The following is a 24,405-nucleotide window of genomic DNA, read 5'->3' as shown; positions in this document are numbered from 1 at the left end:
TCAATGAGTGGTTCAATGTTAAGGTTGTGAAACGTTTTGATTTGTATGAATGGTATTCGCTATCTTTGCAATAATCGGTTCGATATCGCCTTCGTTTTGAAGAAGATCATAATCTGAAATGTTTAGACGAAGAATCGGACAAGAATCGAATGACTCAATCCACGACTCATATCGCGTATGCATTTCTTCCCAATAAGTGAGGGGTGTTTGCTGCTCCATCTCACGTCCTCGTTCTTTGATGCGATCAATAATATCATCAAGACTGCCATCTAAATAAATTAACACATGTGGGTGAGGGAAGAACGGTGTCATCACCATCGCGTCAAAAAGACTTGTGTATGTGTCGTAATCCACCGTGGTCATCGTTCCTTTATCAGCGTGCATCTTAGCAAATATACCCGTATCTTCATAAATCGAACGGTCTTGAACAAAGCCACCGCCTTTTTCATACATACGCTTTTGTTCCTTAAAGCGCTCGGCAAGGAAGTAAATTTGTAAATGGAAGCTCCAACGCTCGAAGTCAGCATAGAACTTGTCTAGATAGGGATTGTGATCGACATTTTCAAAAGATGTTTGAAATCCAAGTGCTTTGGCAATGGCTGTTGTCATCGTTGATTTTCCGACACCAACCGTACCAGCTATTGTGATAACAGCATCATCAGGGATATTGTATTTAGTTCGTAGATTCAAGGTGGAAAACTCCTTCTTTTCGTGCATCATCAATCATAGCGAAGATTTTATTCAAATCTTGTTCGTTTTGAACAAAATCAAGCTCATCACCGTTGATGCGGATAATTGGAATATCAGGGTATTCTACTGCCCAGCGAGCCATCGCAGCTTCATAGTCTTCTGATAACTGACGAAGGTAGCTTGGGTCCATCTTTTGCTCCATCTCACGCCCACGCATCTCGATACGGTTTAATAAAGTAGGGAGGCTAGCGTGAAGATAAATAATAAAGTTAGGTTTAGGCATATCAGAGGTCATAATATCATAAATCGATGTGTATTTATCATATTGATCTTCTCTTAACGTACGCTGGGCAAAAATAATGTTTTTATAAATATGGTAATCGGCAACAACGGGAATCGATGTTGCAAGAAACTTGCGTTGAATGTCCTCAAGTTGCTTGTAGCGATTGCATAGGAAGAACATCTCTGTTTGAAAGCTCCATTCTTCAATGTTCTCATAAAATTTGCTTAAAAAGGGATTCTCGTGGACAATTTCTTTTAATAGATGATACTGATAATGAGCGGAAATCGCCTTAGCAAGCGAGGTTTTTCCAACTCCAATTGGGCCTTCAACAGCAATAAAAGGCGTTTGCTTCATAGGGGGCGCCTCCTTTTTATAGGGTGTAACCAAAAACTATATAATCAAGATGTTCTTCGTTTTGAAATTTACAGACAAGCGTTATTGTACCACAGGTTTTTAAGCTTTGGGGATTAAACAAACGTTTATTTAAACGTTGACTAAAACAGGGTAGGTGTAGGGAAGGATGAGAAGCATAAGGAAAAAGAGGCTAGAACGAGAGTGTGTTTATGAGTAAGAATCCGAACAGATAAATAGGAGGGACAATGAAGCCACTCCTGAAATATACTCCACTAATTTTGTGCTTTATTCGGATTCTTAGTTAAACACTTTCTCTATGTTCTAGTCTCTTCATTACTTAAACTAATTTTGTTGTCCAATCTTCACAATTCCAAACATCAGTCACAATACCTTCATAAAATTCAGGTTCATGAGAGATGAGAAGGATACTACCTTTGTACTCATTTAATGCACGCTTTAATTCAGCTTTTGCATCGACGTCTAAGTGGTTGGTCGGCTCATCAAGAATAAGAATATTTGATGAGCGATTGATTAATTTACATAATCGAACCTTCGCTTTTTCTCCCCCGCTTAGAACAATCATTTTGCTTTCAATATGTTTCGTTGTTAATCCGCATTTAGCCAAGGCGGCCCGAACTTCTGCTTGTCCAAGTGATGGGAACTCTTGCCATATTTCTTCGATACACGTATTAGATGAAGCCTTTGCTTCTTGTTCAAAATAACCAATCTCTTGATACTCTCCACGTTCAACGGTGCCTTCTAACGGCTTGTTTAGACCGAGTAAGCTTTTTAAAAGCGTCGTTTTACCGATACCATTGGCACCAACGAGAGCAATTTTTTGTCCGCGTTCCATCCGAAGATCTAACGGACGAGATAGAGGTTCATCATAGCCGATTACAAGATCTTTTGTCTCAAAAATCAACTTACTCGTCGTGCGAGCTTCTTTGAACTTAAATTCAGGCTTAGGTTTGTCTTTAGCTAATTCAATGACATCCATCTTATCTAGTTTCTTCTGACGGGACATTGCCATATTACGTGTAGACACACGGGCCTTGTTTCTAGCAACAAAGTCTTTTAACTGAGAGATCTCTTGTTGTTGACGCTTGTATGCTGATTCTAATTGTTGTTTTTTCATTTCATGTACTTCAAGAAAATGCTCATAGTCTCCTACATAACGATTAAGTTCTTGATTTTCCATATGGTAGATCAAGTTAACAACGTTATTTAAGAAGGGAATATCATGGGAGATAAGAATGAAAGCATTCTCATACTCTTTTAAATAACGCTTTAACCACTCAACATGTTGTTCGTCTAAATAGTTAGTCGGCTCATCGAGTAATAAAATATCAGGTTTTTCAAGTAAGAGCTTAGCGAGGAGAACTTTCGTCCGTTGACCACCACTTAAATCTTCTACATCTTTTTCAAGGCCGACATCATCGAGCCCTAAACCACGAGCGATTTCTTCTATCTTGGAATCAATTACATAAAAATCATTGTTTGTTAGCGTATCTTGAACGACACCAACTTCTTCGAGCAACTTCTCAAGCTCTTCTGGCGTGACCTCACCCATCTTGTCGTACATCGCATTCATCTCTGCTTCGATGTCGAACAAATATTTGAAGGCGTTTTTAAGTACATCTCGCATCGTCATTCCGCGTTCAAGTACTGTATGCTGATCGAGATATCCGACACGGACTTTCTTGGACCACTCGACTTTTCCCTCGTCAGGCATCAGTTTACCTGTAATAATATTCATAAATGTTGACTTACCTTCGCCGTTTGCACCGATCAAGCCAATATGTTCTCCTTTTAAGAGACGGAATGAAACATCATGAAAAATAGCCCGATCACCGAATCCATGACTTAAGTTTTTTACTGTTAAAATACTCATAACTAACACCTTTCCTTTACTCACATTGTCCTATTACATCTTTAGTCATCTTACCATATTGTTTCCTCTAAAGAAGAATGAAAATGATGAGTGAAATAGTAGAATGTTTAGATTACTTCTAGAATGGTTATACCTCTCTATATATAAAGGAGGAATAAACCATGACAACGAATGACAAAGGTTTATCAGATAAGGTAAAAGGTGGCGTCAACAAAGCAAAAGGTGAAGTGAAAGATCAAGTAGGAAATGCAACAGATAACCGTAAGCTTCAAGGAGAAGGAAAAAAAGATAAAGCTAAAGGGAAAGTACAAGAAGAAATTGGTAAAGTGAAAGGTCGTTCATTGAAATAAACTAAAAAATATCATATTATATCTACACATGACAAAGCATATAGGAGGTAATCTTATGTGTTTTTTTGTTTCTTTTCATAATAAGGGATCCATCCTTTGGAAAGGACACATGTTCATAATCGGTGCATATGCTGATCATAAAGCACATTCTAATGGGTGGGAGTGGGTGATAACTAATGAGTACACCACCAATAGGTAATGAGATATTCTACCTTAGTTCAGGAGAAGTTATATCTTCTACACAGACAATAGTCAAATTCGTTCCGACCGAGAACCTGATCCTAGATGAGGCATCAATACGTGAAAATCTTAAGGTGAAAAATAAACAAGGTCGTGAACTTCAGATCAAAGAAATCGAAATAAAAGAAAACTACGAGGTGGACGTGATCGGAGAATTCCAAGTGCAGCACGCTCCCTTTACGTTGGTGTATAAAGACCAAGCAATACCCTTACGTATTCATTGGGAGATGATTGACACAGCCTTTGCTTATGAAGGAGAACTTGGCGCACGTCTTCAGCAAGATGGTTCAGCGACACTGACGCTCTGGTCTCCGCTCGCTAATAAGGTTTCGATCATTCTGTACGACAAAGACGATCAATTTGAGGTTGTTAAGGATGATCTTGAAATGCAACGTGACAATAACGGTACTTGGCAGCTGCATCTACATGAACAGAATACGGAGATAGATGATTTAACAGGTTATTATTATCATTATGTGGTGGATGTGAATGGACAAAAAAAATTAGGGCTAGACCCTTATGCTAAATCGATGGCTGCTTGGGACGAGCAAGGGGGCTACTCTGTAGGGAAAGCTGCGATCGTCAATCCTGGATTAATCGGTCCCACATTAGAACACGGAACGATTAATGGGTATGAAAAAAGAGAAGATGCGATCATCTATGAAATCCATGTTCGTGATTTCACCTCAGATCCTACGATCGAAAGCGATTTAGACGCGAGATTTGGAACGTTTACAGCTTTTATTGATAAGCTTGATTATATTAAGAGCTTAGGCGTCACCCATATTCAGCTATTGCCGGTTATGAGCTATTACAAAGGGAATGAAAAACTGGCTCACTACCGGGAGCTTGAGCATGCATCAGTAGGCGCAAATTATAATTGGGGCTATGATCCGCATAGCTATTTTTCTCCATCAGGGATGTACTCACAACATCCGCAAAATGCTCTCCTTCGCATTAAGGAATTGAAAGAACTGATCAATGAAATTCACAGGCGTGGGTTGGGTGTTATGTTAGATGTTGTGTATAACCATACAGCCGCTGTAGAGATTTTTGAAAACTTGATGCCTAATTATTATCATTTTATGGATAGAGACGGGACATCTCGAACGAGTTTTGGTGGAGGACGACTAGGTACCACGCATCATATGGCAAGGAGGATCTTAATCGACTCGATTGCCTATTGGATAGAAGAATACAAGATCGATGGTTTTCGTTTTGATATGATGGGTGACCATGATGCAGAAACGATCCAGCTCGCTTATGATAAGGCGAAGAAGTTACACCCTTCTATTCTAATGATCGGAGAGGGGTGGCGGACATATGTAGGGGATGAAGGGTCAGAAGGTGTGATGGCAGCTGATCAAGACTGGATGCAACATACAGATAGTGTCGGTGTGTTTTCAGATGACTTCCGAAATGAATTGAAGTCAGGGTATGGAAGTGAAGGACTGCCGAGATTTTTAACAAACGGTGCGAGAAACATTGCGCAAATATTCGAAAATATGAAAGCACAACCACATAACTTCATCGCAACGTCACCTGGCGATGTAGTGCAGTATATCGAAGCTCACGACAACCTTACGTTGCATGATGTGATCGCCCAATCGATTAAGAAAGATCCTGACCTACATCAAGAAGAGATTCAAAAACGAATTCGACTAGGTCATGTTCTTATGATGACAAGTCAAGGCATTGCATTTTTACACGCTGGCCAAGAATACGGTCGAACGAAACAGTTCAGGGCCGAAACGACGGAGGCGCCATATAAGTCAACGCATATGATGGATGAGGCGGGAAGTCCGTTTCGTTATCCATATTTTATCCATGATTCCTATCAGGCGACAGATCAAATCAATCGTTTTGATTGGGCTAAGGCAACGAATGACAAGTTATTCCCACTGCATACAACCACACGTGCTTATACAGAAGGGTTGATTCGATTAAGACGATCGACGAATGCCTTCAGATTAGGAACGAAACAATTGATTGATGATAAAATCACGTTGCTTACCGCTCCAGAAATAGGAGAACATGATTTGTTTATAGCTTACAAATGTATGTCAACAGATGGAACAGGAATCTATTATGGATTTGTTAATGCAGATGTAAAAGATCGGACAATAACTTTGAAAGAAGATTTAACAACTGGAATCGTTGTCGTTGATCAAGATGAAGCAGGAGCGGAAGAAGTGAGTCACCGAACAGGATTTGTTCTAACGCCGCAACATCTATTGATTGAGCCATTAACAGCCGTTGTGATAAAGATGGATCAGTAAGGCAAAACAACCATTCAGTTCTATTGTAAAAGGACTGAATGGTTGATTAATTTGTTAAGAAATTTATCTTTTTGTAGAAATAGAAAGGATTCAAGTATCTCGTAGGGAATAATAGAACAAGGTGTCTTATAGGCGCTTTTTTGTCTGGAATGGAAGGAGTCGTTTGACAGTGAGTAAACACCTAGAGTTTGTGGTAGATCGTAAAAATACGGATTCAATGAAATGGGATATGACAGAAACGCGATTTGGAGTAAAGGATGCGATCCCATTATGGGTTGCAGACATGGATATTAAAGCCCCTAATGCTGTCATTGAAGCGTTAAAGGATAAAGCAACACACGGTGTGTTTGGTTACCCGTCACCATCTCTTGGGACAGACGAGGCTATCTGTGCCTGGTTAGCAAAGCGCTATAAGTGGGAAATTAATCGTGAGGCGTTGATTTATACTTCTGGAATTGTGCCGACGATCAGTCATATGATACAAGCTTTTACAGAGCCAGGCGATGAGGTCATAATCCAAACACCTGTATATTATCCGTTTTATGATGTCATCGAAAAAAACGACCGAGTGATTGTTAAAAATCCACTCACTCGAACGGATGATCAATATGAAATGGATTTCATACAGCTTGAAACAAGTATTTCTGAGAAAACGAAAGTGTTATTACTCTCTCACCCTCATAATCCAGTTGGACGCGTGTGGAAACAAGAAGAATTAGAGAGAGTGGCTGAAATCTGTAAAAAGTATGATCTCCTTGTGATTTCTGATGAAATACATGCTGATCTACTATTTGATGGACAAACCCATATCCCTATAGCGTCGATTAATGAAGATATGGCAAAGCGAACGTTGACATGTCTTGCTCCAAGTAAAACATTTAACTTAGCAGGTATTCAGGCATCGTATGCTGTTATACTCGATCCGAAAAAGCGTTTAAAATGCAAAACGTTTATTCAATCGACGTTTAGTTCAATTAATGTATTTTCACAAGTTGCAACTGAAGCAGCTTATCGTCACGGAGAAGAGTGGCTTAATGAATTGATGGGGTATATCCAAGAAAATTACCAATTTGTTAAAGAATACTTGGAAGGACATATGCCGAAAATTAAAGTTGTTAAACCAGAAGGGACCTACTTGCTATGGCTTGATTGTGAGCAGCTGAAGATGGAAGCTAGTGCTAGAAATGAGTGGTTTTTACGCGAGGCGAAAGTAGCCTTCAACCACGGACCGATCTTCGGAACTGAGGGAGAACATTTTGAACGTATGAACATTGCTTGTTCGAGAGACACCTTGGCAAGAGCGCTCGATCAAATGAAAGAAGCATATGACAAAAAAGGATTTTAACATATAGAAAGAGGTTGCTGAGCGGATTATGGAGCAGATTCAAAATGATCTTTTAATCGAAGCCTATGAAAAAGCATTAGATCTAGAGTTAGAAGCAGAATTTTTATTGTTGCTCTACCAAGAGCTTAAAGGCCGCCAATTACATCATTGTGTGTTGTCTCCTGAAGAGGCCTTAATGAAAATTTGTTAAAAAAATAAAAAAAGCCGTGCGGAATTTCGAATTTTCAGATATAATAGGGGTAAGTAAAATATAAAGTGACATGTTGTGCTTAGACTAGGGTATAGTTGACAATATCGTTCAAGCCTACACCTATTATTGGAGTTTTACAAAAAGGAGACATTTACACATGGCCTTAGAGACATTGTATGAAGAACTTAGAGATGAATGTAAATGTAAGCTTGGTAGGGAATTAACAAAAAAAGAAGTAGAACTCTTACTGTGGATGAAAGACAGACAAATTGAATCAGTCTATCAGCGAGTAAAAACCTCATAATATATGTTCTAAATACAATGAAATAACCCCGTTCCCTATGATGGGAATGGGGTTATTATTACTGATCTGTGATACAATAGATAGACCGAATCAAGGGAGGTTGTTGTTAGATGAAGACATTTAAACTGTATTCTTTATGTGTGTTGGAAGGGAAATTTGGCCCTGTTAAACAAAAAGCAATTCCAGTTAGAAATGGGCTCATTATCAACATGGAAGATGAGGCGCAAACGTGGCATATTGACGTGGTAACAGATAATGATTACAGAGCCTACTTTGAAGAAGTAGCTAAAAATGATGGCCACCTTCTTGTTGATGCGATCATTACGTCGAAAAATAATCACCCTGCAACAATGGTGACAAGCGTTAAAACGATTACAGACCTCTCAGATGGAGTTAGTATATTACTAAGAGCAAAGCTTGTTTTACATAAAGATGAAGTCATTGAAGACGTCATTGAGGAACTGATTGCGGAAGGGTTGTCGGGCGAAGAGCTTCTTAAAGAATTCAAAGTCCGTAAAGAAAATTTGGCTGCCCACTCTGACAAAACCATTGATGAAGTGTATGAATCGCTACAAAAAAGTGGAGAATTTCAACTAAGATGATATCCCAAACCTATCGCCAATTTCCTTGGTGATAGGTTTTTATGCTTTTGGTAACATAGGTATACAATACATAATTCTTCTCATAATAAGGAGTAATAAAGCAGTTGAGACTTGGCTTTTATGAGGAGAGGGAGAAGGTATGGAGGATAAGAAAAAGTGGGATCTACTCTCGATTGCGTCGATTCCACTTGTCATGACTTTAGGAAATTCAATGCTGATCCCAGTCTTACCAATTATTGAACGAGAACTGTCGATTAGTTCTTTTCAAGCTAGCTTACTAATTACTGTGTACTCGGTTGTCGCGATTATTTGTATACCGATTGCTGGGTATATTTCAGATCAAATAGGGAGAAAACGTGTCATTATTCCAAGTCTAATCATTGCGGCAATAGGCGGTTTATTGGCGGGATTTGCCGCTTGGCAGATGGATTCCCCGTATTCGGTTATCATTGTTGGAAGACTTTTACAAGGGATTGGCGCAGCAGGTGCTTCGCCTATCGTTCTTCCACTTGTCGGTGATTTATATAGTGATGAGCAAGAAGTGAGTAAAGGTCTTGGTGTCATTGAAACGTCGAATACTTTTGGAAAAGTATTAAGCCCAATTGTAGGGGCTTTTTTAGCGTCATTATTGTGGTATTTACCGTTTCTTGCATTCCCGATCTTTTGCTTTATCTCGATTATATTAATTATTTTTCTTGTGAAATCTCCTCCAATGACGAAAGTGCCCCTTGCAGGTAAGGAGTTTTTTCAATCCCTTAAAGTGATATTTAAAAGAGAAGGGGCCTGGCTTTACGCCGTATTTATCATTGGAGCAATCTGCATGTTTATCTTGTTTGGTGTGTTGTTTTATCTCTCGACAATGCTTGAAGAACAATATCAAATTGAAGGTGTAAAAAAAGGTATTGTTTTAGCGATACCATTAGCGGCACTTTGTATCGCATCATTAGCAACAGGAAAAGTTATAGGTCAAGAGAAATGGCGAATGAAACGAATGACTTTAACAGGGATCATTTTATTAACGATCTCCATGCTCGCCTTATCATTTTCCAATGATATTTATTTTCTTTTATGTGCGTTATTAAGTAGTGGTGTGGGTATTGGCATTGCTCTACCAAGTCTAGATGCCCTTGTAACAGAAGGGATTCAAATGGAACAACGGGGGTCTGTGACCTCTTTATACAGTAGCATGCGCTTTGTTGGAGTAGCGGCTGGTCCACCCGTATTTGCTTTATTAATGGAGGCCACGCATTTTTTACTTTTTATATTACAGGCAGGTATCGGAATGATCGGGGTGCTTATTGTGATCTTTTTTATTCGTCCTGATAAAGGTGGTAAGCCGACATGGTAAAGTAGTTGGTTTGTTTTGGATTAGAACGTATACTTCTAACTATAGAGATAGAAGGAAGGGGACGTTTCTATGAAAACTTTTTATGATCATGAAGGTTGTCTCGTGCGACTCGTCATGGATCGAACATCATTTTCAACCAATCCAAGACATGTATGGGTCATTTGCAGGTATGAAAACGGCTGGTTGTTGACGAAACATAGAAAAAGAGGACTCGAATTTCCGGGTGGTAAGGTTGAGGGCAATGAACAACCTGAAGATGCAGCCGTTCGAGAAGTGATGGAAGAGACAGGCGGAGTCGTCGCAAGTGTGACCTTCATTGGTCAATATGAAGTGCACTCAAAAAATGAGCTCATTCATAAAAACATATACTTTGCCCAAGTAAAATCTTTGATTGAAAAAGAAAATTATATGGAGACGGATGGTCCAATCATTCTTAATACCTTACCGAGTAACATAAAAGACGATCATCGGTTTAGTTTTATTATGAAAGATGATGTGTTAACTAGTTGTATGGAGTATTTGGCAAACGAGCAGCTGATTTAATCGTTGCTCGCTTTTTATGTTGAAAAAGGAATGTTTGATACGTTGTAATATGTACATAGGATAAGCAAATAAAATAAGTGAACAAAAGAAGGTGTATACGATGCAAGATCAAATCATTTCCAAACAGAGAGTTCCGTCCCCTCATCCGAGAATTTACCTTTATATGATCACATATTGGTCAAATGGTCTTCGAGTAAAAGGGTATCTAGCTGAACCGATCACCTCGAACAAACTTCCAGGTCTTCTCTACTTAAGAGGAGGAATTAAAAATGTTGGAATGGTTCGTATTCAACGGGTAATTCAATGGGCAGCAGAAGGGTTTATCGTTATGGCGCCTTTTTACAGAGGCAATAAAGGAGGCGAAGGGCAAGAGGATTTTGCTGGTGAGGACCGAATAGATGCCATCACAGCCTTTGACCTTTTGCGCGAACATCCAGGAGTCGACGAAAAGAGCCTTCATTTGCTCGGTTTCTCAAGAGGGGGAGTCATGGCTTTGCTTGTCGCCCTTGCGCGTTGTGAAGTAGCATCTGTGACTAGTTGGAACGGGGTTACGGATATGGTATTAACTTACGAAGAGCGCGTCGATCTGAGAAGAATGATGAAGAGAGTGATTGGTGGTACGCCGAATAAGTATCCAGACCGTTATCAATGGCGTACTCCACTTCATGAGATGGGTGACTTTGATGCTGCTGTGCTATTAATTCACGGTGAACGAGATGAGCATGTTTCGATTGAACATGCCTACCGTTTAGAGCGGGCGTTGCGCGAACACTCGAAGCAAGTAGAGGTGTGGTACTATGAATTATTTTCTCATCACTTCCCACCGAGAAGTCAGCGAGGCATCTTACAGCGAGCGGCGCGTTGGATGAAAGAACAAGGAAGCCGGTCAATATCCTAGTGAAAGAGCCATGTCTGCAATGAATGCATGACATGGCTCTTCTGTTTGAAATTAAATTTTTGGTCCTGCGGCTTTAATTTCATCACTCACATCAGCAAACTTTTTGAAATTCATATCGAAATCAGCTGCGAGTTGCTTAGCTTTTTCATCATAGGCTGCTGGGTCTTCCCATGTGTCACGAGGGTGTAACACTTCATCCGGTACACCTGGGCAGTGGAGCGGTACATGTAAGCCGAAGATCGGATCAATGGTTGTTTCTGATTGAGTAAGCTCACCTTGAAGTGCAGCTTGGATCATCGCACGAGTATAAGGTAGGTTCATACGTTTTCCAACACCATAAGAACCGCCTGACCAACCAGTGTTCACGAGAAAGACCTCTACAGCATGTTGAGATATTTTCTCCCCTAACATTTCTGCATAACGAGCTGCAGGAAGCGGCAAGAAAGGCGCTCCAAAGCAAGTAGAGAATGTAGCTTCAGGGGAAGTAATTCCGCGTTCTGTACCTGCTAACTTACTTGTGTATCCAGATAAGAAGTGGTACATTGCTTGCTCTTTTGTCAGCTTACTGATTGGAGGTAACACGCCAAAAGCATCAGCAGTTAAGAAGATGATGGTATTTGGATGACCTGCTACACTCTGTGCAAGCGCATTTGGGATTGCTTCTAAAGGGTATGCTGCACGTGTGTTTTCCGTTAGAGTCGTTGTATCAAAATCAGGCATGGCCGTTTTTTCATCGATGACAACGTTCTCAAGAACAGTCCCAAAACGGATCGCATTCCAGATTTGAGGTTCTTTCTCTTCTGATAAGTTAATGCATTTGGCGTAGCAACCGCCTTCAACATTAAAAACACCATTGGCTGACCAACCATGCTCATCATCACCAATTAAGTAACGATTTGGATCAGCCGACAAGGTCGTTTTTCCTGTTCCTGATAGACCAAAGAACAAGGCAACATCGCCTTCTTTACCTGTATTAGCTGAACAGTGCATAGAAAGAACATTTTGTTCAGGTAACATATAATTCATGATGGAGAAAATTGATTTTTTCATTTCACCAGCATATTCTGTGCCACCAATTAAAACGATACGCTCTTCAAACGAAATAATGATGAACGTTTCAGAACGAGTACCATCTATACTTGGGTCAGCTTTGAATGTAGGAGCTGATACGATTGTAAAGTCTGTCATTTCATCTTCATGTAGTTCTTCTTCGTTAGGACGAATGAATAATTGTCTAGCAAACGCTTGGTGCCAAGCAAACTCATTTATCACTTTTAAAGAAAGACGGTATTCTTTATCCGCTCCTGCAAATCCTTTAGAAACAAAGATTTCTTCTTTTGTTCCTAAGTGATCAAGTACTTTTTTATAGAGGTTTGCAAATACTTCTTTTTCAATTGGTTGGTTAACAGGACCCCAATCGATTTTGTCGGTTACACTTGGTTCGTTGACAATGAACTTATCTTTTGGTGAACGTCCTGTATACGTTCCTGTTGTCACACTTAATGCGCCAGAAGCTGTCAGTCTGCCTTCTTTACGCGTGAGTGATTTCTCAATTAAAGCAGAGATTGGTAAGTCATGATGTGCATGCTCACTAGTTACTAGTTGATCCAATTCTGATGATAGGCTTAAAGTTGTCATTGTCGCAAAACCCTTTCCTCTTCAAATTAGGCACATATTTCGTGCTAGTCATATCTGCTATTTTCGTGTTAGTCATCTCTTCTATGTCAATTAGTATAACACATTATACCAATTAGTCTATACTAATGTGAAAGTTTTTTTGAGAAATGGTTGATTAAACCATTTGTTGTAGGACAAATAGAGTAGGATGATAAACAGTCATAAAAATGAGATGGTTTAATTTTTTAAAACGAGGAAGAGAGATGTGGATGTTTCTGCTTTGATTAATACAATGGTGACGATTACATATATAATCTCAAGGGAGGTTATTGGTTTATGGTTTTCTTCCTATTATAACATGTTATTTATTCTTCATTAGTATAACCTAATGGAGTGAGGTTTTCATGCTATTATAGTACGAATATTAATGAATTTCCACATGTTATTGACAGAGTTTTGTATGTACGTTATGATATGTCGCGAACGGATACTCTTATCCAGAGTAGGTGGAGGGACAGGCCCTGAGAAACCCAGCAACCAACACTCATGCAAGTCGAGTGAAAAGGTGCTAACCTGCAAGGCGGTTGCCTTGAACGATAAGAGGCGAAAGGTAAACATTTCAACCCTTTTCCTCGCAGGAATAGGGTTTTCTACGTTTATATACGTCTTAAACCGTTTTGTCACCAATTGGATGAGGAACGAGTGCCGTCTCAAATCATTCGTACATTGATCTAATCATCATGTACATAGGAGGAATTTGAACATGGTAGAGAAGAAAAGTCGTCATTTATTTACATCAGAGTCAGTAACAGAAGGACATCCAGATAAGATCAGTGATCAAATATCAGATGCGATTCTTGATGCTATTCTAACCAATGATCCAAATGCACGTGTAGCTTGTGAAACTACAGTTACAACTGGGCTTGTCCTTGTTGCAGGTGAGATCACAACAAGCACGTACGTTGACATTCCAAAAGTCGTACGTGAAACGATTTCAGGAATTGGTTACACTCGTGCGAAATACGGTTTCGATGCTGAAACTTGTGCCGTTTTAACATCAATTGATGAACAATCAGCTGATATCGCGCAAGGTGTAGACCAAGCGTTAGAAGCTCGTGAAGGTCAAATGACAGATGCTGAGATAGAAGCTATTGGTGCAGGGGACCAGGGGCTAATGTTTGGTTATGCTAATAACGAAACAAAAGAGCTTATGCCATTACCGATTTCTTTAAGCCATAAATTAGCTCGTCGTCTAACAGAAGTTCGTAAAGAGGAAATTCTTCCTTACCTACGTCCTGATGGAAAAACACAAGTAACTGTTGAATATGATGAAGACGGGAAACCTGTTCGTATTGATACGATTGTCATTTCAACTCAACATCACCCTGAAGTAGCGCTTGAACAAATTCAACGTAACTTAAAAGAGTATGTCATCAAGCCAGTTGTTCCTGCTGAACTCATTGATGAGAATACAAAATACTTCATAAACCCAACTGGTCGCTTCGTAATCGGTGGACCTCAAGGGGATGCTGGTCTTACAGGGCGTAAAATCATCGTTGATACGTACGGTGGATATGCTCGTCATGGTGGCGGAGCATTCTCTGGTAAAGATGCGACAAAGGTTGACCGCTCAGGTGCTTATGCTGCTCGCTATGTAGCGAAAAACATCGTTGCAGCTGGACTAGCTGATAAGTGTGAAGTGCAAATAGCGTACGCAATTGGAGTAGCGCAGCCTGTGTCCATCTCAATTGATACGTTTGGTACTGGAAAAGTTTCTGAAGAGACTTTAGTTTCTCTTGTTCGCGCTAACTTTGACTTACGCCCAGCTGGCATGATTAAGATGCTAGACCTTCGTCGTCCGATCTATAAGCAAACTGCTGCTTACGGTCACTTCGGTCGAACAGACATCGAGCTTTCTTGGGAGCAAACAGATAAAGCTGCTACGTTAAAAGAACAAGCAGGTCTGTAAAATAATAAAAAAGCACGAGCCCACATATGTTTTGGGGGCTCGTGCTTTTTTGTCGTGGAAAGGAGGAAAGGACGAGTATGTGACGCCCCTCCCTCGGTCAAACTAGAGGAGCAATGGAGGTGAATACGATGGCACAAGATGTATTATGCGAAGTCAATAACTGTGTGAATTGGTCAAATGGTAATCGATGCGAGGCAGAGAAGATTTATGTGATTAGCCATAAAGGAAAGCAAGCAGACCGTTCTGAAGAAACGGACTGTAAAACATTTGAACCGATGTAATGATGGAAGTGAGAAGGACTTAAATAAGTCCTTCTCACTTATTATTGAGAATAATAATCAATATTATTCAATTAGTTGAAAGAAAAGTACCATGTTTTCTACACACATTGGAACGATGAAATTCTTCGAAGGTCAATACCGAAATTAACCCAACGGAAGTACCACCATCTGTATCCGGCTACAGAGTTTCTCCCAACAAAGGTTGGGTAAAACCAAAAGGAATCTCCATTGTTCAATCGAATAAAGGTAAAACGAAATAAACAGCGTTGGATAGCTCCGGGGTCGACAGCGAAGGCTTGCGGTCCACTAGCAGTCATAGGAATGGTCTGAGGTGGAGGTCCTGTTGGAGCTTGCCTTAAGTCATAATAGCCCTCATAATCATATGAAACCGCTGATTGGTAAGATGGATCATAATAATACATATCGTATCACTCCTCATGATAAATTAGCTCGGTTAATAATTTCTCCTACCAACCTATGTAGCTGCCTATCAAGAGGTGATAAAGTTACGCAAGGTATTGAGCTTTTTGTTGAATCAAACTGGTTCTTTCATATTGAATGAGTAAATCGTCAAAAATTCGGTCCCACGATTGTGTACGGGCATAAGCACGAGCTTCATAACTCATCTGCAATCTCTTAGAAGGCTGGCTCAACACTTCCACGATCGACTCAACAAAAGATTGAGCATGCCCGGCTTCGCAAATCATTCCTGTTTTTCTATGCTGAACAATTTCTTTTACCCCACCTTTATTCGCAACGATAGCTGGAGTCCCTGCTGCTAGAGACTCAAGGACGACATTTCCAAATGTCTCTGTTTGAGACGGGAAGACGAACAAGTCAGCTAATGCGTAGACTGCAGCAAGGGACTCACCATTCAAATAGCCGGTAAAGGTAACGGCGTCATTTATAAATTCTTGCTTCATTTCAAATAGCATCGGTCCATCACCTACATAAATCCAATGAATCTGGTCACGAAGCGCTTCAGGGATGCGACGCATGATGTTCTTTAATGTTGCTAAATCTTTTTCTGGAGCCATTCGACCGACGTAAAGCAAAACAAATTTACGATTGATTTTGTATACGTCATATAAGAATGCTTCTTTTTTAGATGGATGAAACAAGTGACAATCAACGCCGCGACTCCAAATGTCAATATTTTTAAAACCTTTTTCCTCGAGATGTTCCATCGTCTCTTTCGAGGGAACAAAAATCTTTTCGCAGCTAGCATAAAACCAGCGTAAGTACGACCACATGACATCGGATAGAAAATGAAGTTTATAGTATTCAAGGTAATGATCAAAATGCGTATGATACGATCCTACTATTGGTATCCCTTGTTTTTTACTGTAGTGTAGTCCAGAAAGACCGATGTTAAAGGGAGTGGTTACATGGATGACAGTTGGATCAAAGGACGAAAGTTGCTTCTTCATCTTAATTAAATTAGGCCAAGCTACACGACACTCAGGGTATAGAAAAAAAGGAAAGCTCGTAAAACCGTGGATGTTACTTGAAAAAGGGTCTCGTCGATCCAATTGATCCGGAACGAATAGTTGGTAATTCACTTGACGCTTTTCAAGATGTGATACTAGTCGTGTAAGGGTTCTAGCTACACCGTTTACTTGAGGACTGTACGTGTCTGAAAATAAAGCAAGCTTCATCAATAAATCCCCCCATATGTTTCATATTGAAACTTTGCTTGATTATAAGCCTATGAATCTAGGAATGAGTGTCATACATGAAAAACCAACGGAGAAGCCGAGAGCGGCACCGACAATCACATCAGACGGATAATGAAGTCCTAGACTAATACGTGACACGCCGACAAGTACAGCCAAAAGCAACAGCAAGATAGCCAGATGCGGAATCATCATCATAAAAGGAGTGCAGATGGAAAAGATTGCTGTCGTGTGACCAGAAGGAAAGGAATGGTCAGCTAAGGGGTTACAGACTACATTAGAATCTTTAATGGTCATATAAGGTCGGAACCTTGGGAGATAGTGTTTAATGGCCATGACAATGAGGTGGCTAATAATTAACGCGCAAGCCGCTGCACCTGCAGTCGTTTGGGTATCACCTCTAGTTAAAAGTAGCAAAAGAAGCATTGACAAAACGGTCACTCTAGCCCCTCCAACATGAGTAATCCATTGCATCGGAGTCATCCATTGACGTTGTTTATTAACTAAGGAAAAGAGCTGGCAATCTGCTTCATACAAAAATAGCCACGACTTCTTCACAATCATTTTTATCACCCCAAATGAGTTAGATGTATTTACATTTAGTTTACTATGCAATTATTAAGAGAATATCAAAGCTACTTTAAAGAATTATGTAAATATTCACTATTAAACGTAAAAATCTTAATCATAATCTACACATAAGGGGAAGAAGCGACAAAAAAACAGCCCTCCCATCTAGGAAAGACCGTTTATTTCTTTTATTTATGCAACTATGCTTTTACTTGTTTGTAAGATTGACCTTTTTCCACGTATTCTCTTCTAATACGTTCCATATCCTTCATATCATCTTCAGTTAGATCACGCACAACTTTTGCAGGACGACCGAAGGCCAGAGTGTTCGGGGGGATCTTTTTTCCTTGAGGAACAAGACTACCTGCCCCAATAAAAGCACCTTCACCAATCTCAGCACCATCTAAAATGATGGAACCCATGCCAATTAAAGCTTTTTTACGGATGAGGCAACTATGTAGCAGTACCTGATGACCGATTGTCACATCATCTTCAATGACTAAAGGGTAATCTGGGCTTTGATGTAACATAGACTGATCTTGAATGTTTACGCGCTCGCCAATAATTGTCGGGGAGACGTCACCTCGTATGACGGTTTGAAACCAAACGCTTGTTTCGGCTCCAATTCTGACATCACCAGTAATCGTGACGTAATCAGCAATGAACGCGCTACTTGAAATCGTTGGCCATTTTCCTTGATAAGGGTAAATCATTTTACTCACATCCTTTTGATTTAGTGAAAAAGAAGCTATACTAATCTTAACGTAAATTCGGATCAAAGGGATAGTTTCCATCGTTAAAAAATAGAAAAGAACGAAGGGGGATTTGCTGATGTGGAAATGGGAGATTTCAGAGCCTCGAGGTGTCGTTGTGATTGTGCACGGCGCAGGGGAGCATCATGGTCGATACAAGTGGCTTGCGAAAAAGTGGAATGAACATGGTTTTGATGTGATTATGGGTGATTTGCCAGGTCAAGGAAAGACACGTGGAAAAAGAGGGCATATACAATCTTTTACGCAGTATCTTGATTCCATTGAAGAATGGTTAGAAGAAGCGCGACTAAAAAACATGCCGATTGTTTTACTCGGTCATAGCATGGGTGGTCTTGCTGTTATTCGTACATTAATGGAGAGAAATCCTGTACAAATTGTAGCGGCTATTTTGTCATCACCATGTGTCGGGCTAGCGAGTCCACCTCCAAAAACAAAGGCACTTGCAACAAAGATGATTCATCGCATTGCACCAACATTCAGCGCAAAATCTGGTATACGCTCCGAACAGTGCACGAGAAATGAAGAAATTAGAGAAGAATATATCAAGGATGAGTTACGGGTCACAAGAGTATCGGCAAGATGGTATCAAGAATTAACAAAAGCAATGCACATAGCTAAACGCTACCCTGAAAAAATGCCTAATATCCCAGTGCTTGTGATGCAATCAGGTGAGGATTATCTGGTCGATCAAGTCGCTGTTCGTGATTGGTTTGATTCTTTATTGTTATCAGAGAAGTACTTTAAAGAATGGGAAGGTCTGTATCATGAGATCTTTAATGAGCCAGAACGTGAAGAGGTCTTTCGATATGCGATAGGGTTTGTTAACTTATTGATGCCATAGCGTGGAAGAGTATAGAGTGTGAATGAAAGCTGTCGAATGTAGACAGCTTTTGTTGTTTCATTGAAGTTTCTATCTCGATGATTGTTGATAGCTTTCATTTATGCTAATGTACTAGTTATCGATAAGAATGGAGGAGAACACTTCATATGAAAGTACCAACAAAGCCAATACCGATTTTAATGAATATCTATCGGGATGTGGTTCCTACTGTTAATCGTTATTTTAATCAATGGATTGAGAAGGCACAAACCATTCCAGATGACGAATTGCGTTCTCAAGCACTTGATGCGTTAGCAAGGAAGAAGTTTCATTGCGAAGGCGGTGGAGTTTATGGTTTGCTCGCACGTGATCGATTTGATGAATTGATTCAATTTATTATAGCTTACCAAATTATGTGTGATTATTTAGATAACCTTTGTGACCAAAGTGACTCTCTAGATCCAAAAGATTTTCGTTCCTTACATAATGCCCTTCTTACAGCTCTGACCCCTGGGGCACCTTTAGAAAACAATTATGAATTTCGTAGTGAGCAAGAAGATGGTGGCTATTTGCATTCTTTAATTCAGACATGCCAGCAAATTTTAGCGACCTTCCCTTCCTTTCACATCATGCAGCCAGTGATGCTCGAATTAAGCGGGTATTACGGTGATCTTCAAGTATACAAGCATGTAAAAAAAGAAGACCGCATTCCGCTGCTTAAATCATGGTTTGACAACCACAAACATAAAATGCCAGAAAACATGACGTGGTATGAATTTTCGGCTTGTACGGCTTCAACCCTTGGTATATACACATTGGCAACCTATGCAACAAAGCCGAATATGACGACCGAGATGGCTGATACGTTAAAAGCTGGATATTTTCCGTGGGTTCAAGGAGTACATATCCTACTTGATTATTTTATTGATCAAGAAGAAGATATAGCAGATGATGAATTGAACTTCTTGTTTTATTATGAAAATGAAGAAGAAATGATTGAGAGGTTCCGTTATTTTGTCAAACAGGCAGAAGAAAGCTTAGCGACCCTTCCTGACCCTAAATTTCATCGGATGATTTACCAAGGCATTTTGGCTGTTTATTTATCAGATGAAAAGGTACAAGGGAATAAAGAAATGAAGAAAAAGTCGAAAAATATGATTAAAACAGGTGGGCTCCCCACTCTTATTTTCTATTTGAATAGCTGGATTTTTAGACGAACTTAATAGGTAAAAACCCCCTCTGTCTATATTTTAGGCAGAGGGGGTTTTGAACTTATAGGTGATCATATCCGTTAACGACAAGGTCAAGTTTTCCCGTATCAGGACAGATTACTAAACCGTGAACAGGGATTTTGCGGACGAATAATGGATGATTATTAATGGTATCGACACTATGAATCACATTGTCTTCTACTTTTTCAAAGCCTGTCAAAAATCCTTTCACATCAATACCCGCATATTCAAGCGTTTCGACAACATCGACATCTAGTCCTCGCTCTTTCGCTTTTGCAAGGATGGACTCTGATTGAAGTCCAGTCATGCCACAACCGTGATGACCAATAACGAGTACTTCATCAGCTTGAAGCTCATAGACAGCGACTAAAATGCTACGCATAATACTTCCAAATGGATGAGAGATAACGGCACCAGCATTGCGGATAATTTTCGCATCGCCATTTTTTAAATCCATTGCGTGATGAAGCAGTTCAACTAAACGAGTATCCATACAAGTCAAAATCACAAGTTTTTTATTAGGGAACTTCGTTGTTTGATATTGCTCAAATTTCTTTGTAGCCACAAACGATTTGTTATAGTCTAGGATAGAATCAAGAATAGCCAAGAATATACACTCCTTTTCAAGTAAAAAGAATAATGAGGAAAATGATTCATAAATCAGTTTTTTTATAATAGAAGAGCACGATAAACATGTCCTCTTCTTATTTATAATCAATATGTGCGGTTTGTCAAGATCAGTAAAAGTTAGCGTTTCTCGATCGCGACAATAAATGGCGGTTGATTCGCTTGATTGATAAACGAATAATTTAATACATGGACTTTTTTTTGATCAAGGGAAGTTACATAGTTCATCACACCATCACGTTCTAGAGCACCTTCTTCGTGGCCATGGTAAATGACTAATACGATTACTCCACCTTTTGGCATAATCGCAAGCAACGATTCAACTGCTTGAATTGTCGTCGAAGCATGAGTCACGATCGACTTATCCCCACCTGGTAAATAGCCCAAGTTAAAGATTGCACCCTTTACTTTCTTATGTTGATAGGATGAAATCAAGTCTGTCACATGCTCATGTCCAACCTTCTTTAAAGTTACTCGGTCACGAAGACCAGCCTCTATCAAGCGGTTATGCGTTTGTTGAATCGCCTCGTCTTGAACATCGACACTGTAGACATGACCACGTTCACCTACAAGATTAGCTAGAAACAATGTATCATGTCCATTGCCAGCTGTACAATCGATTGCAACATCAGCGGGTTCAAGACTTCTCTCTAATAGAAACCTCGCAAAAGGTAGCACTCCTAAAAGCTTCATATTATTCCTTCGCCTCCACCTGATAAGACTTCCCTTGCCAACTGTCTCGTCTTTTTAATTCTGCTTCTATGGCGTTTAACACAGTCCACTTCTGCATGCTCCACATAGGGCCGATCATTAAGTCCGCAGGTCCATCGCCTGTTAATCGATGGATGACCATTGATGGGGGTAGGAGTTCTAGCTGATCAACGACCAATTTCACATAGTCTTCTAAGCTCATAAAGTCGAGCAGTCCTTTTTCATATTGCTTGACCATTGCGGTCTTTTTCAACAAATGAAGGGAGTGGATTTTGATGCCTTGTACATCAAGTTTGGCCACTTCTCGTGCGGTTTCCATCATCATTTTACTGTCTTCAAGAGGGAGACCGTTAATGATGTGAGCGCACACTCGAATGCCATGTTTTCGTAATTTATTTACTCCGTCGACGTAGCATTGGTAGTCGTGAGCACGATTAATTAATTGGGCAGTCCGTTCATGTACGGTTTGTAACCCTAATTCTACCCACAAATAGGTTCGTTTGTTCAGTTCGGCTAAGTACTCAACGACATCATCAGGTAAGCAATCAGGACGAGTGGCGATCGACAATCCGACGACACCATCTTGGTCTAAAATGACTTCGAAGTAATCTCGTAACGTCTTTACAGGAGCGTATGTATTTGTATACGCTTGAAAATAACCGATATATTTGCCACTTTTCCATTTTTTATGCATCTTCTCTTTGATCGTCTCAAATTGAGTGACGAGGTCTTGCGTTCGATCTCCTGCAAAGTCGCCCGAGCCCCTTTCACTACAAAAGGTACATCCGCCATGAGCGACTTGACCATCACGATTTGGACAGTCAAAGCCTGCATCAAGAGGAACTTTAAATATCTTCTCGCCAAATTGCTGGCGTAAGTGGTAGTTCCATGAGTAATATCGCTTATCTCCAAAATGTAAAGGGACGGGTGCGGTTGAATGATTAATCATCTAGTTCAGCCTTTCTTTTTTAAACGTTCATATGAATCGCTGTTTCTCCTACTCTTCATTGTAGCATGCAGGTTTCATAGAGGAAAAGAGAAGTTGATCAACGATACATGTCGTCTGGGTTTTAAAAGGAAATCAAAAAGGATTGCCTTTTATGAATTTCTCTACTAGTATTGTTTTGGTGCTCGAAATAATACGTGTATTTAAGAAGTAATCGATAGAATGGATTAAACAAAAGAAAGGTGGGGAGCATGTGCCAAAGTCTTTATGGCTGCTCATTGTGGCAATGGTTATCAATGTCACAGGGGCATCTTTTTTATGGCCTTTAAATGCGATCATCATTCATCAAGAATTAGGAAAATCATTAACTGCAGCGGGATTTGTGCTCATGTTAAATGCAGGTGCGGGTGTGATTGGAAACTTAATCGGTGGTCGTCTTTTTGATAAAATTGGGGCGTATCGGACGATTGTGATCGCTATTATTATTACAACATGTAGTGCAACGGTTCTAGCTTTCTTCCATAGTTATTATTTCTATATGTTTTTATTAATGGGTCTTGGTTTTGGTTCAGGAATGATGTTTCCTGCGATGTATGCATTAGCGGGCAGTTTATGGCCAGAAGGAGGCAGAAAACCCTTTAATGCGATGTATGTTGCTCAAAATGTTGGAGTTGCGATTGGAACGGCGTTGGTTGGGGTCGTTGCATCCATTCAGCTGACTTACGTCTTTATCGCCAATGCGGTGATGTATGCGATCTTACTTGCTTTTGTCGTCGTTGCATTCAGAAAGATGCAAGCAGAAAGTTACCGAGCGACTTCTATGAATGTCTTTGAACAGAAAACACCGCTACGGATGAATTACCGAGTGCATTCACTAATGCTGCTTTCTGTAGCCTTTTTTATCTGTTGGGTTGCCTATACTCAGTGGCAAGCCAATGTTTCTGTTCATACTCAGTCACTCGGCATTCCACTGCAACATTATAGTTTATTTTGGACGATTAATGGACTGATGATTGTTCTTGCTCAGCCGGTTGTGTCGTGGCTCATTAAGAGAGGGAATCTATCTTTAAAAGGGCAAATGATCACAGGTGTTTTGATCTTCATGGTGTCCTATGCTATCCTTTCTCAAGCAACGATTTTTACAGGATTTCTCGTCGCAATGATTATTCTCACATTTGGAGAAATGTTTGTCTGGCCAGCTGTTCCGACTATAGCAAATCATTTAGCTCCTAAAGGAAAAGAAGGATATTATCAGGGGATTATAAATAGTGTCGCCACAGGTGGGAAAATGATCGGGCCACTACTTGGCGGATTTTTAGTGGATATGTATTCGATGACCGTTCTTATCTATGTACTATTAGGCTTATTTATGATAGCAGTTGTGTTCCTAAGTAAATATGATGCTCCGTTAAAACGGGTTCAACGAGATCGCGAAGAAAAAGAGATGAAAATGTCGACGTAAAGTGATTATGGGCGATGAATACGCTTGACATCGCAAGTTGAAGTTCATACAATACTAAGTAAGTTCATATGTTGACGATTATGAAGGAGTAGTAATGATATTTAGGACATAAGAGAGCTGACGGATGGTGCGAGTCAGCCCCACAAATATGATGAACTCGCCTTTTAGTTTTAAGGATGAAAGATGAAGTAGTCCTTAACGGGTCACGTCCGTTAGTCGTGCTAAAGCGAACGAGTCATCTGACTTGTTAACATGGGTGGTACCGCGGGAATTAATAAACTCTCGTCCCTAACATAATTGTTAGGGGCGGGAGTTTTTTGTTGATCATTTAGTTTTTTGACCGAGATCATTATCGAGGTTGAAAAGAGGTGAACGTGGTCATCCTGAAAACGTGACGTAATCAA

General features: G+C 40.0%; 25 protein-coding genes, 1 riboswitch and 1 other annotated feature. Of the genes, 14 read left to right on the top strand and 11 right to left on the bottom strand.

What is annotated here, in order from left to right; genetic code table 11:
• Positions 1-18: 18 nt before the first annotated feature.
• The 3 genes from CDZ88_RS12425 to CDZ88_RS12415 all read right to left on the bottom strand — a co-directional run bounded on the left by CDZ88_RS12425 (position 19) and on the right by CDZ88_RS12415 (position 3,218).
• On the bottom strand, positions 19-690 hold the full coding sequence (locus CDZ88_RS12425) for a deoxynucleoside kinase (protein WP_100373851.1): 672 nt from the start codon (positions 688-690) through the stop codon (positions 19-21).
• Complete coding sequence (locus CDZ88_RS12420; RefSeq protein WP_100373850.1) at positions 674-1,327, bottom strand: deoxynucleoside kinase; 654 nt, start codon at positions 1,325-1,327, stop codon at positions 674-676. Before CDZ88_RS12420 ends, CDZ88_RS12425 begins: the two co-directional genes overlap by 17 nt.
• A gap of 337 nt (positions 1,328-1,664) precedes the next feature.
• The gene (locus CDZ88_RS12415) at positions 1,665-3,218 is read right to left on the bottom strand and encodes an ABC-F family ATP-binding cassette domain-containing protein (protein WP_100373849.1); all 1,554 of its coding nucleotides are present in this window, start codon (positions 3,216-3,218) and stop codon (positions 1,665-1,667) included.
• A gap of 161 nt (positions 3,219-3,379) precedes the next feature.
• On the opposite strand from CDZ88_RS12415, the gene CDZ88_RS12410 reads away from it, so the two are divergent.
• The 9 genes from CDZ88_RS12410 to CDZ88_RS12375 all read left to right on the top strand — a co-directional run bounded on the left by CDZ88_RS12410 (position 3,380) and on the right by CDZ88_RS12375 (position 11,317).
• Entirely contained in the window at positions 3,380-3,568 is a 189-nt protein-coding gene (locus CDZ88_RS12410; protein ID WP_100373848.1) for a CsbD family protein, read from the top strand.
• Positions 3,569-3,744: 176 nt separating this feature from the next.
• On the top strand, positions 3,745-6,087 hold the full coding sequence (locus CDZ88_RS12405; RefSeq protein ID WP_100373847.1) for a pullulanase: 2,343 nt from the start codon (positions 3,745-3,747) through the stop codon (positions 6,085-6,087).
• 169 nt (positions 6,088-6,256) lie between these two features.
• A complete protein-coding gene (locus CDZ88_RS12400) occupies positions 6,257-7,432 on the top strand; it encodes a MalY/PatB family protein (protein ID WP_100373846.1) in 1,176 nt (391 codons plus the stop codon).
• A gap of 28 nt (positions 7,433-7,460) precedes the next feature.
• On the top strand, positions 7,461-7,622 hold the full coding sequence (gene sda / locus CDZ88_RS12395) for a sporulation histidine kinase inhibitor Sda (protein ID WP_100373845.1): 162 nt from the start codon (positions 7,461-7,463) through the stop codon (positions 7,620-7,622).
• Between the two features lie 157 nt (positions 7,623-7,779).
• A complete protein-coding gene (locus CDZ88_RS17635) occupies positions 7,780-7,926 on the top strand; it encodes a hypothetical protein (protein WP_198507852.1) in 147 nt (48 codons plus the stop codon).
• Positions 7,927-8,036: 110 nt separating this feature from the next.
• Entirely contained in the window at positions 8,037-8,528 is a 492-nt protein-coding gene (locus CDZ88_RS12390; protein ID WP_100373844.1) for a YwpF-like family protein, read from the top strand.
• 139 nt (positions 8,529-8,667) lie between these two features.
• Positions 8,668-9,876 (top strand): MFS transporter, encoded by a 1,209-nt coding sequence (locus CDZ88_RS12385; RefSeq protein ID WP_100373843.1) that lies wholly within the window; start codon positions 8,668-8,670, stop codon positions 9,874-9,876.
• Between the two features lie 69 nt (positions 9,877-9,945).
• Entirely contained in the window at positions 9,946-10,419 is a 474-nt protein-coding gene (gene ytkD / locus CDZ88_RS12380) for an RNA deprotection pyrophosphohydrolase (RefSeq protein WP_100373842.1), read from the top strand.
• A 100-nt stretch (positions 10,420-10,519) separates the two neighbouring features.
• Positions 10,520-11,317: an alpha/beta hydrolase family protein gene (locus CDZ88_RS12375; RefSeq protein ID WP_100373841.1), complete on the top strand. Its 798-nt coding sequence runs from the start codon at positions 10,520-10,522 to the stop codon at positions 11,315-11,317.
• Between the two features lie 51 nt (positions 11,318-11,368).
• On the opposite strand, the gene pckA is transcribed toward CDZ88_RS12375, so the two are convergent.
• Positions 11,369-12,955 carry a phosphoenolpyruvate carboxykinase (ATP) gene (gene pckA, locus CDZ88_RS12370; RefSeq protein WP_100373840.1) on the bottom strand — a complete coding sequence of 529 codons (1,587 nt, stop codon included), beginning with the start codon at positions 12,953-12,955 and terminating at the stop codon, positions 11,369-11,371.
• 469 nt (positions 12,956-13,424) lie between these two features.
• Positions 13,425-13,537, top strand: a riboswitch (SAM riboswitch).
• A gap of 160 nt (positions 13,538-13,697) precedes the next feature.
• Here pckA and metK point away from each other — a divergent pair.
• Entirely contained in the window at positions 13,698-14,903 is a 1,206-nt protein-coding gene (metK, locus tag CDZ88_RS12365) for a methionine adenosyltransferase (protein WP_100373839.1), read from the top strand.
• Between the two features lie 128 nt (positions 14,904-15,031).
• Positions 15,032-15,184, top strand: coding sequence for a DUF1540 domain-containing protein (locus CDZ88_RS12360; protein WP_100373838.1), 153 nt, complete (start codon positions 15,032-15,034; stop codon positions 15,182-15,184).
• Between the two features lie 98 nt (positions 15,185-15,282).
• Here the strand turns inward: CDZ88_RS12360 and CDZ88_RS17750 are convergent, their stop codons facing one another.
• From CDZ88_RS17750 to CDZ88_RS12340, 4 genes are all read right to left on the bottom strand, one after another.
• The gene (locus CDZ88_RS17750) at positions 15,283-15,606 is read right to left on the bottom strand and encodes a hypothetical protein (protein WP_232718637.1); all 324 of its coding nucleotides are present in this window, start codon (positions 15,604-15,606) and stop codon (positions 15,283-15,285) included.
• An 84-nt stretch (positions 15,607-15,690) separates the two neighbouring features.
• Complete coding sequence (locus tag CDZ88_RS12350) at positions 15,691-16,842, bottom strand: glycosyltransferase family 4 protein (RefSeq protein ID WP_100373837.1); 1,152 nt, start codon at positions 16,840-16,842, stop codon at positions 15,691-15,693.
• A gap of 42 nt (positions 16,843-16,884) precedes the next feature.
• Complete coding sequence (locus tag CDZ88_RS12345; protein WP_100373836.1) at positions 16,885-17,424, bottom strand: phosphatase PAP2 family protein; 540 nt, start codon at positions 17,422-17,424, stop codon at positions 16,885-16,887.
• Between the two features lie 206 nt (positions 17,425-17,630).
• Positions 17,631-18,143 (bottom strand): gamma carbonic anhydrase, encoded by a 513-nt coding sequence (locus CDZ88_RS12340; protein ID WP_100373835.1) that lies wholly within the window; start codon positions 18,141-18,143, stop codon positions 17,631-17,633.
• A gap of 118 nt (positions 18,144-18,261) precedes the next feature.
• On the opposite strand from CDZ88_RS12340, the gene CDZ88_RS12335 reads away from it, so the two are divergent.
• Complete coding sequence (locus CDZ88_RS12335) at positions 18,262-19,044, top strand: alpha/beta hydrolase (RefSeq protein WP_100373834.1); 783 nt, start codon at positions 18,262-18,264, stop codon at positions 19,042-19,044.
• 146 nt (positions 19,045-19,190) lie between these two features.
• Positions 19,191-20,246 (top strand): tetraprenyl-beta-curcumene synthase family protein, encoded by a 1,056-nt coding sequence (locus CDZ88_RS12330; RefSeq protein WP_100373833.1) that lies wholly within the window; start codon positions 19,191-19,193, stop codon positions 20,244-20,246.
• A 49-nt stretch (positions 20,247-20,295) separates the two neighbouring features.
• Here CDZ88_RS12330 and CDZ88_RS12325 read toward each other — a convergent pair whose 3' ends face one another.
• The 3 genes from CDZ88_RS12325 to CDZ88_RS12315 form a co-directional block, all read right to left on the bottom strand.
• On the bottom strand, positions 20,296-20,862 hold the full coding sequence (locus CDZ88_RS12325) for a beta-class carbonic anhydrase (RefSeq protein ID WP_100373832.1): 567 nt from the start codon (positions 20,860-20,862) through the stop codon (positions 20,296-20,298).
• Positions 20,863-21,002: 140 nt separating this feature from the next.
• Entirely contained in the window at positions 21,003-21,575 is a 573-nt protein-coding gene (locus CDZ88_RS12320; RefSeq protein WP_100373831.1) for a tRNA 5-(aminomethyl)-2-thiouridylate-methyltransferase MnmM, read from the bottom strand.
• A gap of 1 nt (position 21,576) precedes the next feature.
• Positions 21,577-22,542: a tRNA modification radical SAM protein MnmL/YtqA gene (locus CDZ88_RS12315; RefSeq protein WP_100373830.1), complete on the bottom strand. Its 966-nt coding sequence runs from the start codon at positions 22,540-22,542 to the stop codon at positions 21,577-21,579.
• A 250-nt stretch (positions 22,543-22,792) separates the two neighbouring features.
• Here CDZ88_RS12315 and CDZ88_RS12310 point away from each other — a divergent pair, with 250 nt between their 5' ends.
• Entirely contained in the window at positions 22,793-24,001 is a 1,209-nt protein-coding gene (locus CDZ88_RS12310; RefSeq protein ID WP_100373829.1) for an MDR family MFS transporter, read from the top strand.
• A 68-nt stretch (positions 24,002-24,069) separates the two neighbouring features.
• Positions 24,070-24,294 (top strand) — a binding site (T-box leader).
• The last annotated feature ends 111 nt before the right edge of the window (positions 24,295-24,405 follow it).

Origin of the sequence: Bacillus sp. FJAT-45037, assembly GCF_002797325.1 — a bacterium.
In the GTDB taxonomy this organism is placed as follows: Bacteria; Bacillota; Bacilli; order Bacillales; family Bacillaceae_D; genus Alkalihalophilus.
This window is presented reverse-complemented; position numbering and strand designations above follow the sequence as displayed.

Excerpts from the sequence above, each read along its gene's own strand:
- CDZ88_RS12420 (WP_100373850.1), bottom strand. The coding sequence starts at position 1,327 with ATGAAGCAAACGCCTTTTATTGCTGTTGAAGGCCCAATTGGAGTTGGA.
- CDZ88_RS12415 (WP_100373849.1), bottom strand. The coding sequence starts at position 3,218 with ATGAGTATTTTAACAGTAAAAAACTTAAGTCATGGATTCGGTGATCGG.
- CDZ88_RS12410 (WP_100373848.1), top strand. The coding sequence starts at position 3,380 with ATGACAACGAATGACAAAGGTTTATCAGATAAGGTAAAAGGTGGCGTC.
- CDZ88_RS12405 (WP_100373847.1), top strand. The coding sequence starts at position 3,745 with ATGAGTACACCACCAATAGGTAATGAGATATTCTACCTTAGTTCAGGA.
- sda (WP_100373845.1), top strand. The coding sequence starts at position 7,461 with ATGGAGCAGATTCAAAATGATCTTTTAATCGAAGCCTATGAAAAAGCA.
- CDZ88_RS17635 (WP_198507852.1), top strand. The coding sequence starts at position 7,780 with ATGGCCTTAGAGACATTGTATGAAGAACTTAGAGATGAATGTAAATGT.
- CDZ88_RS12390 (WP_100373844.1), top strand. The coding sequence starts at position 8,037 with ATGAAGACATTTAAACTGTATTCTTTATGTGTGTTGGAAGGGAAATTT.
- CDZ88_RS12385 (WP_100373843.1), top strand. The coding sequence starts at position 8,668 with ATGGAGGATAAGAAAAAGTGGGATCTACTCTCGATTGCGTCGATTCCA.
- ytkD (WP_100373842.1), top strand. The coding sequence starts at position 9,946 with ATGAAAACTTTTTATGATCATGAAGGTTGTCTCGTGCGACTCGTCATG.
- CDZ88_RS12375 (WP_100373841.1), top strand. The coding sequence starts at position 10,520 with ATGCAAGATCAAATCATTTCCAAACAGAGAGTTCCGTCCCCTCATCCG.
- pckA (WP_100373840.1), bottom strand. The coding sequence starts at position 12,955 with ATGACAACTTTAAGCCTATCATCAGAATTGGATCAACTAGTAACTAGT.
- metK (WP_100373839.1), top strand. The coding sequence starts at position 13,698 with ATGGTAGAGAAGAAAAGTCGTCATTTATTTACATCAGAGTCAGTAACA.
- CDZ88_RS12360 (WP_100373838.1), top strand. The coding sequence starts at position 15,032 with ATGGCACAAGATGTATTATGCGAAGTCAATAACTGTGTGAATTGGTCA.
- CDZ88_RS17750 (WP_232718637.1), bottom strand. The coding sequence starts at position 15,606 with ATGTATTATTATGATCCATCTTACCAATCAGCGGTTTCATATGATTAT.
- CDZ88_RS12350 (WP_100373837.1), bottom strand. The coding sequence starts at position 16,842 with ATGAAGCTTGCTTTATTTTCAGACACGTACAGTCCTCAAGTAAACGGT.
- CDZ88_RS12345 (WP_100373836.1), bottom strand. The coding sequence starts at position 17,424 with ATGATTGTGAAGAAGTCGTGGCTATTTTTGTATGAAGCAGATTGCCAG.
- CDZ88_RS12340 (WP_100373835.1), bottom strand. The coding sequence starts at position 18,143 with ATGATTTACCCTTATCAAGGAAAATGGCCAACGATTTCAAGTAGCGCG.
- CDZ88_RS12335 (WP_100373834.1), top strand. The coding sequence starts at position 18,262 with ATGTGGAAATGGGAGATTTCAGAGCCTCGAGGTGTCGTTGTGATTGTG.
- CDZ88_RS12330 (WP_100373833.1), top strand. The coding sequence starts at position 19,191 with ATGAAAGTACCAACAAAGCCAATACCGATTTTAATGAATATCTATCGG.
- CDZ88_RS12320 (WP_100373831.1), bottom strand. The coding sequence starts at position 21,575 with ATGAAGCTTTTAGGAGTGCTACCTTTTGCGAGGTTTCTATTAGAGAGA.
- CDZ88_RS12315 (WP_100373830.1), bottom strand. The coding sequence starts at position 22,542 with ATGATTAATCATTCAACCGCACCCGTCCCTTTACATTTTGGAGATAAG.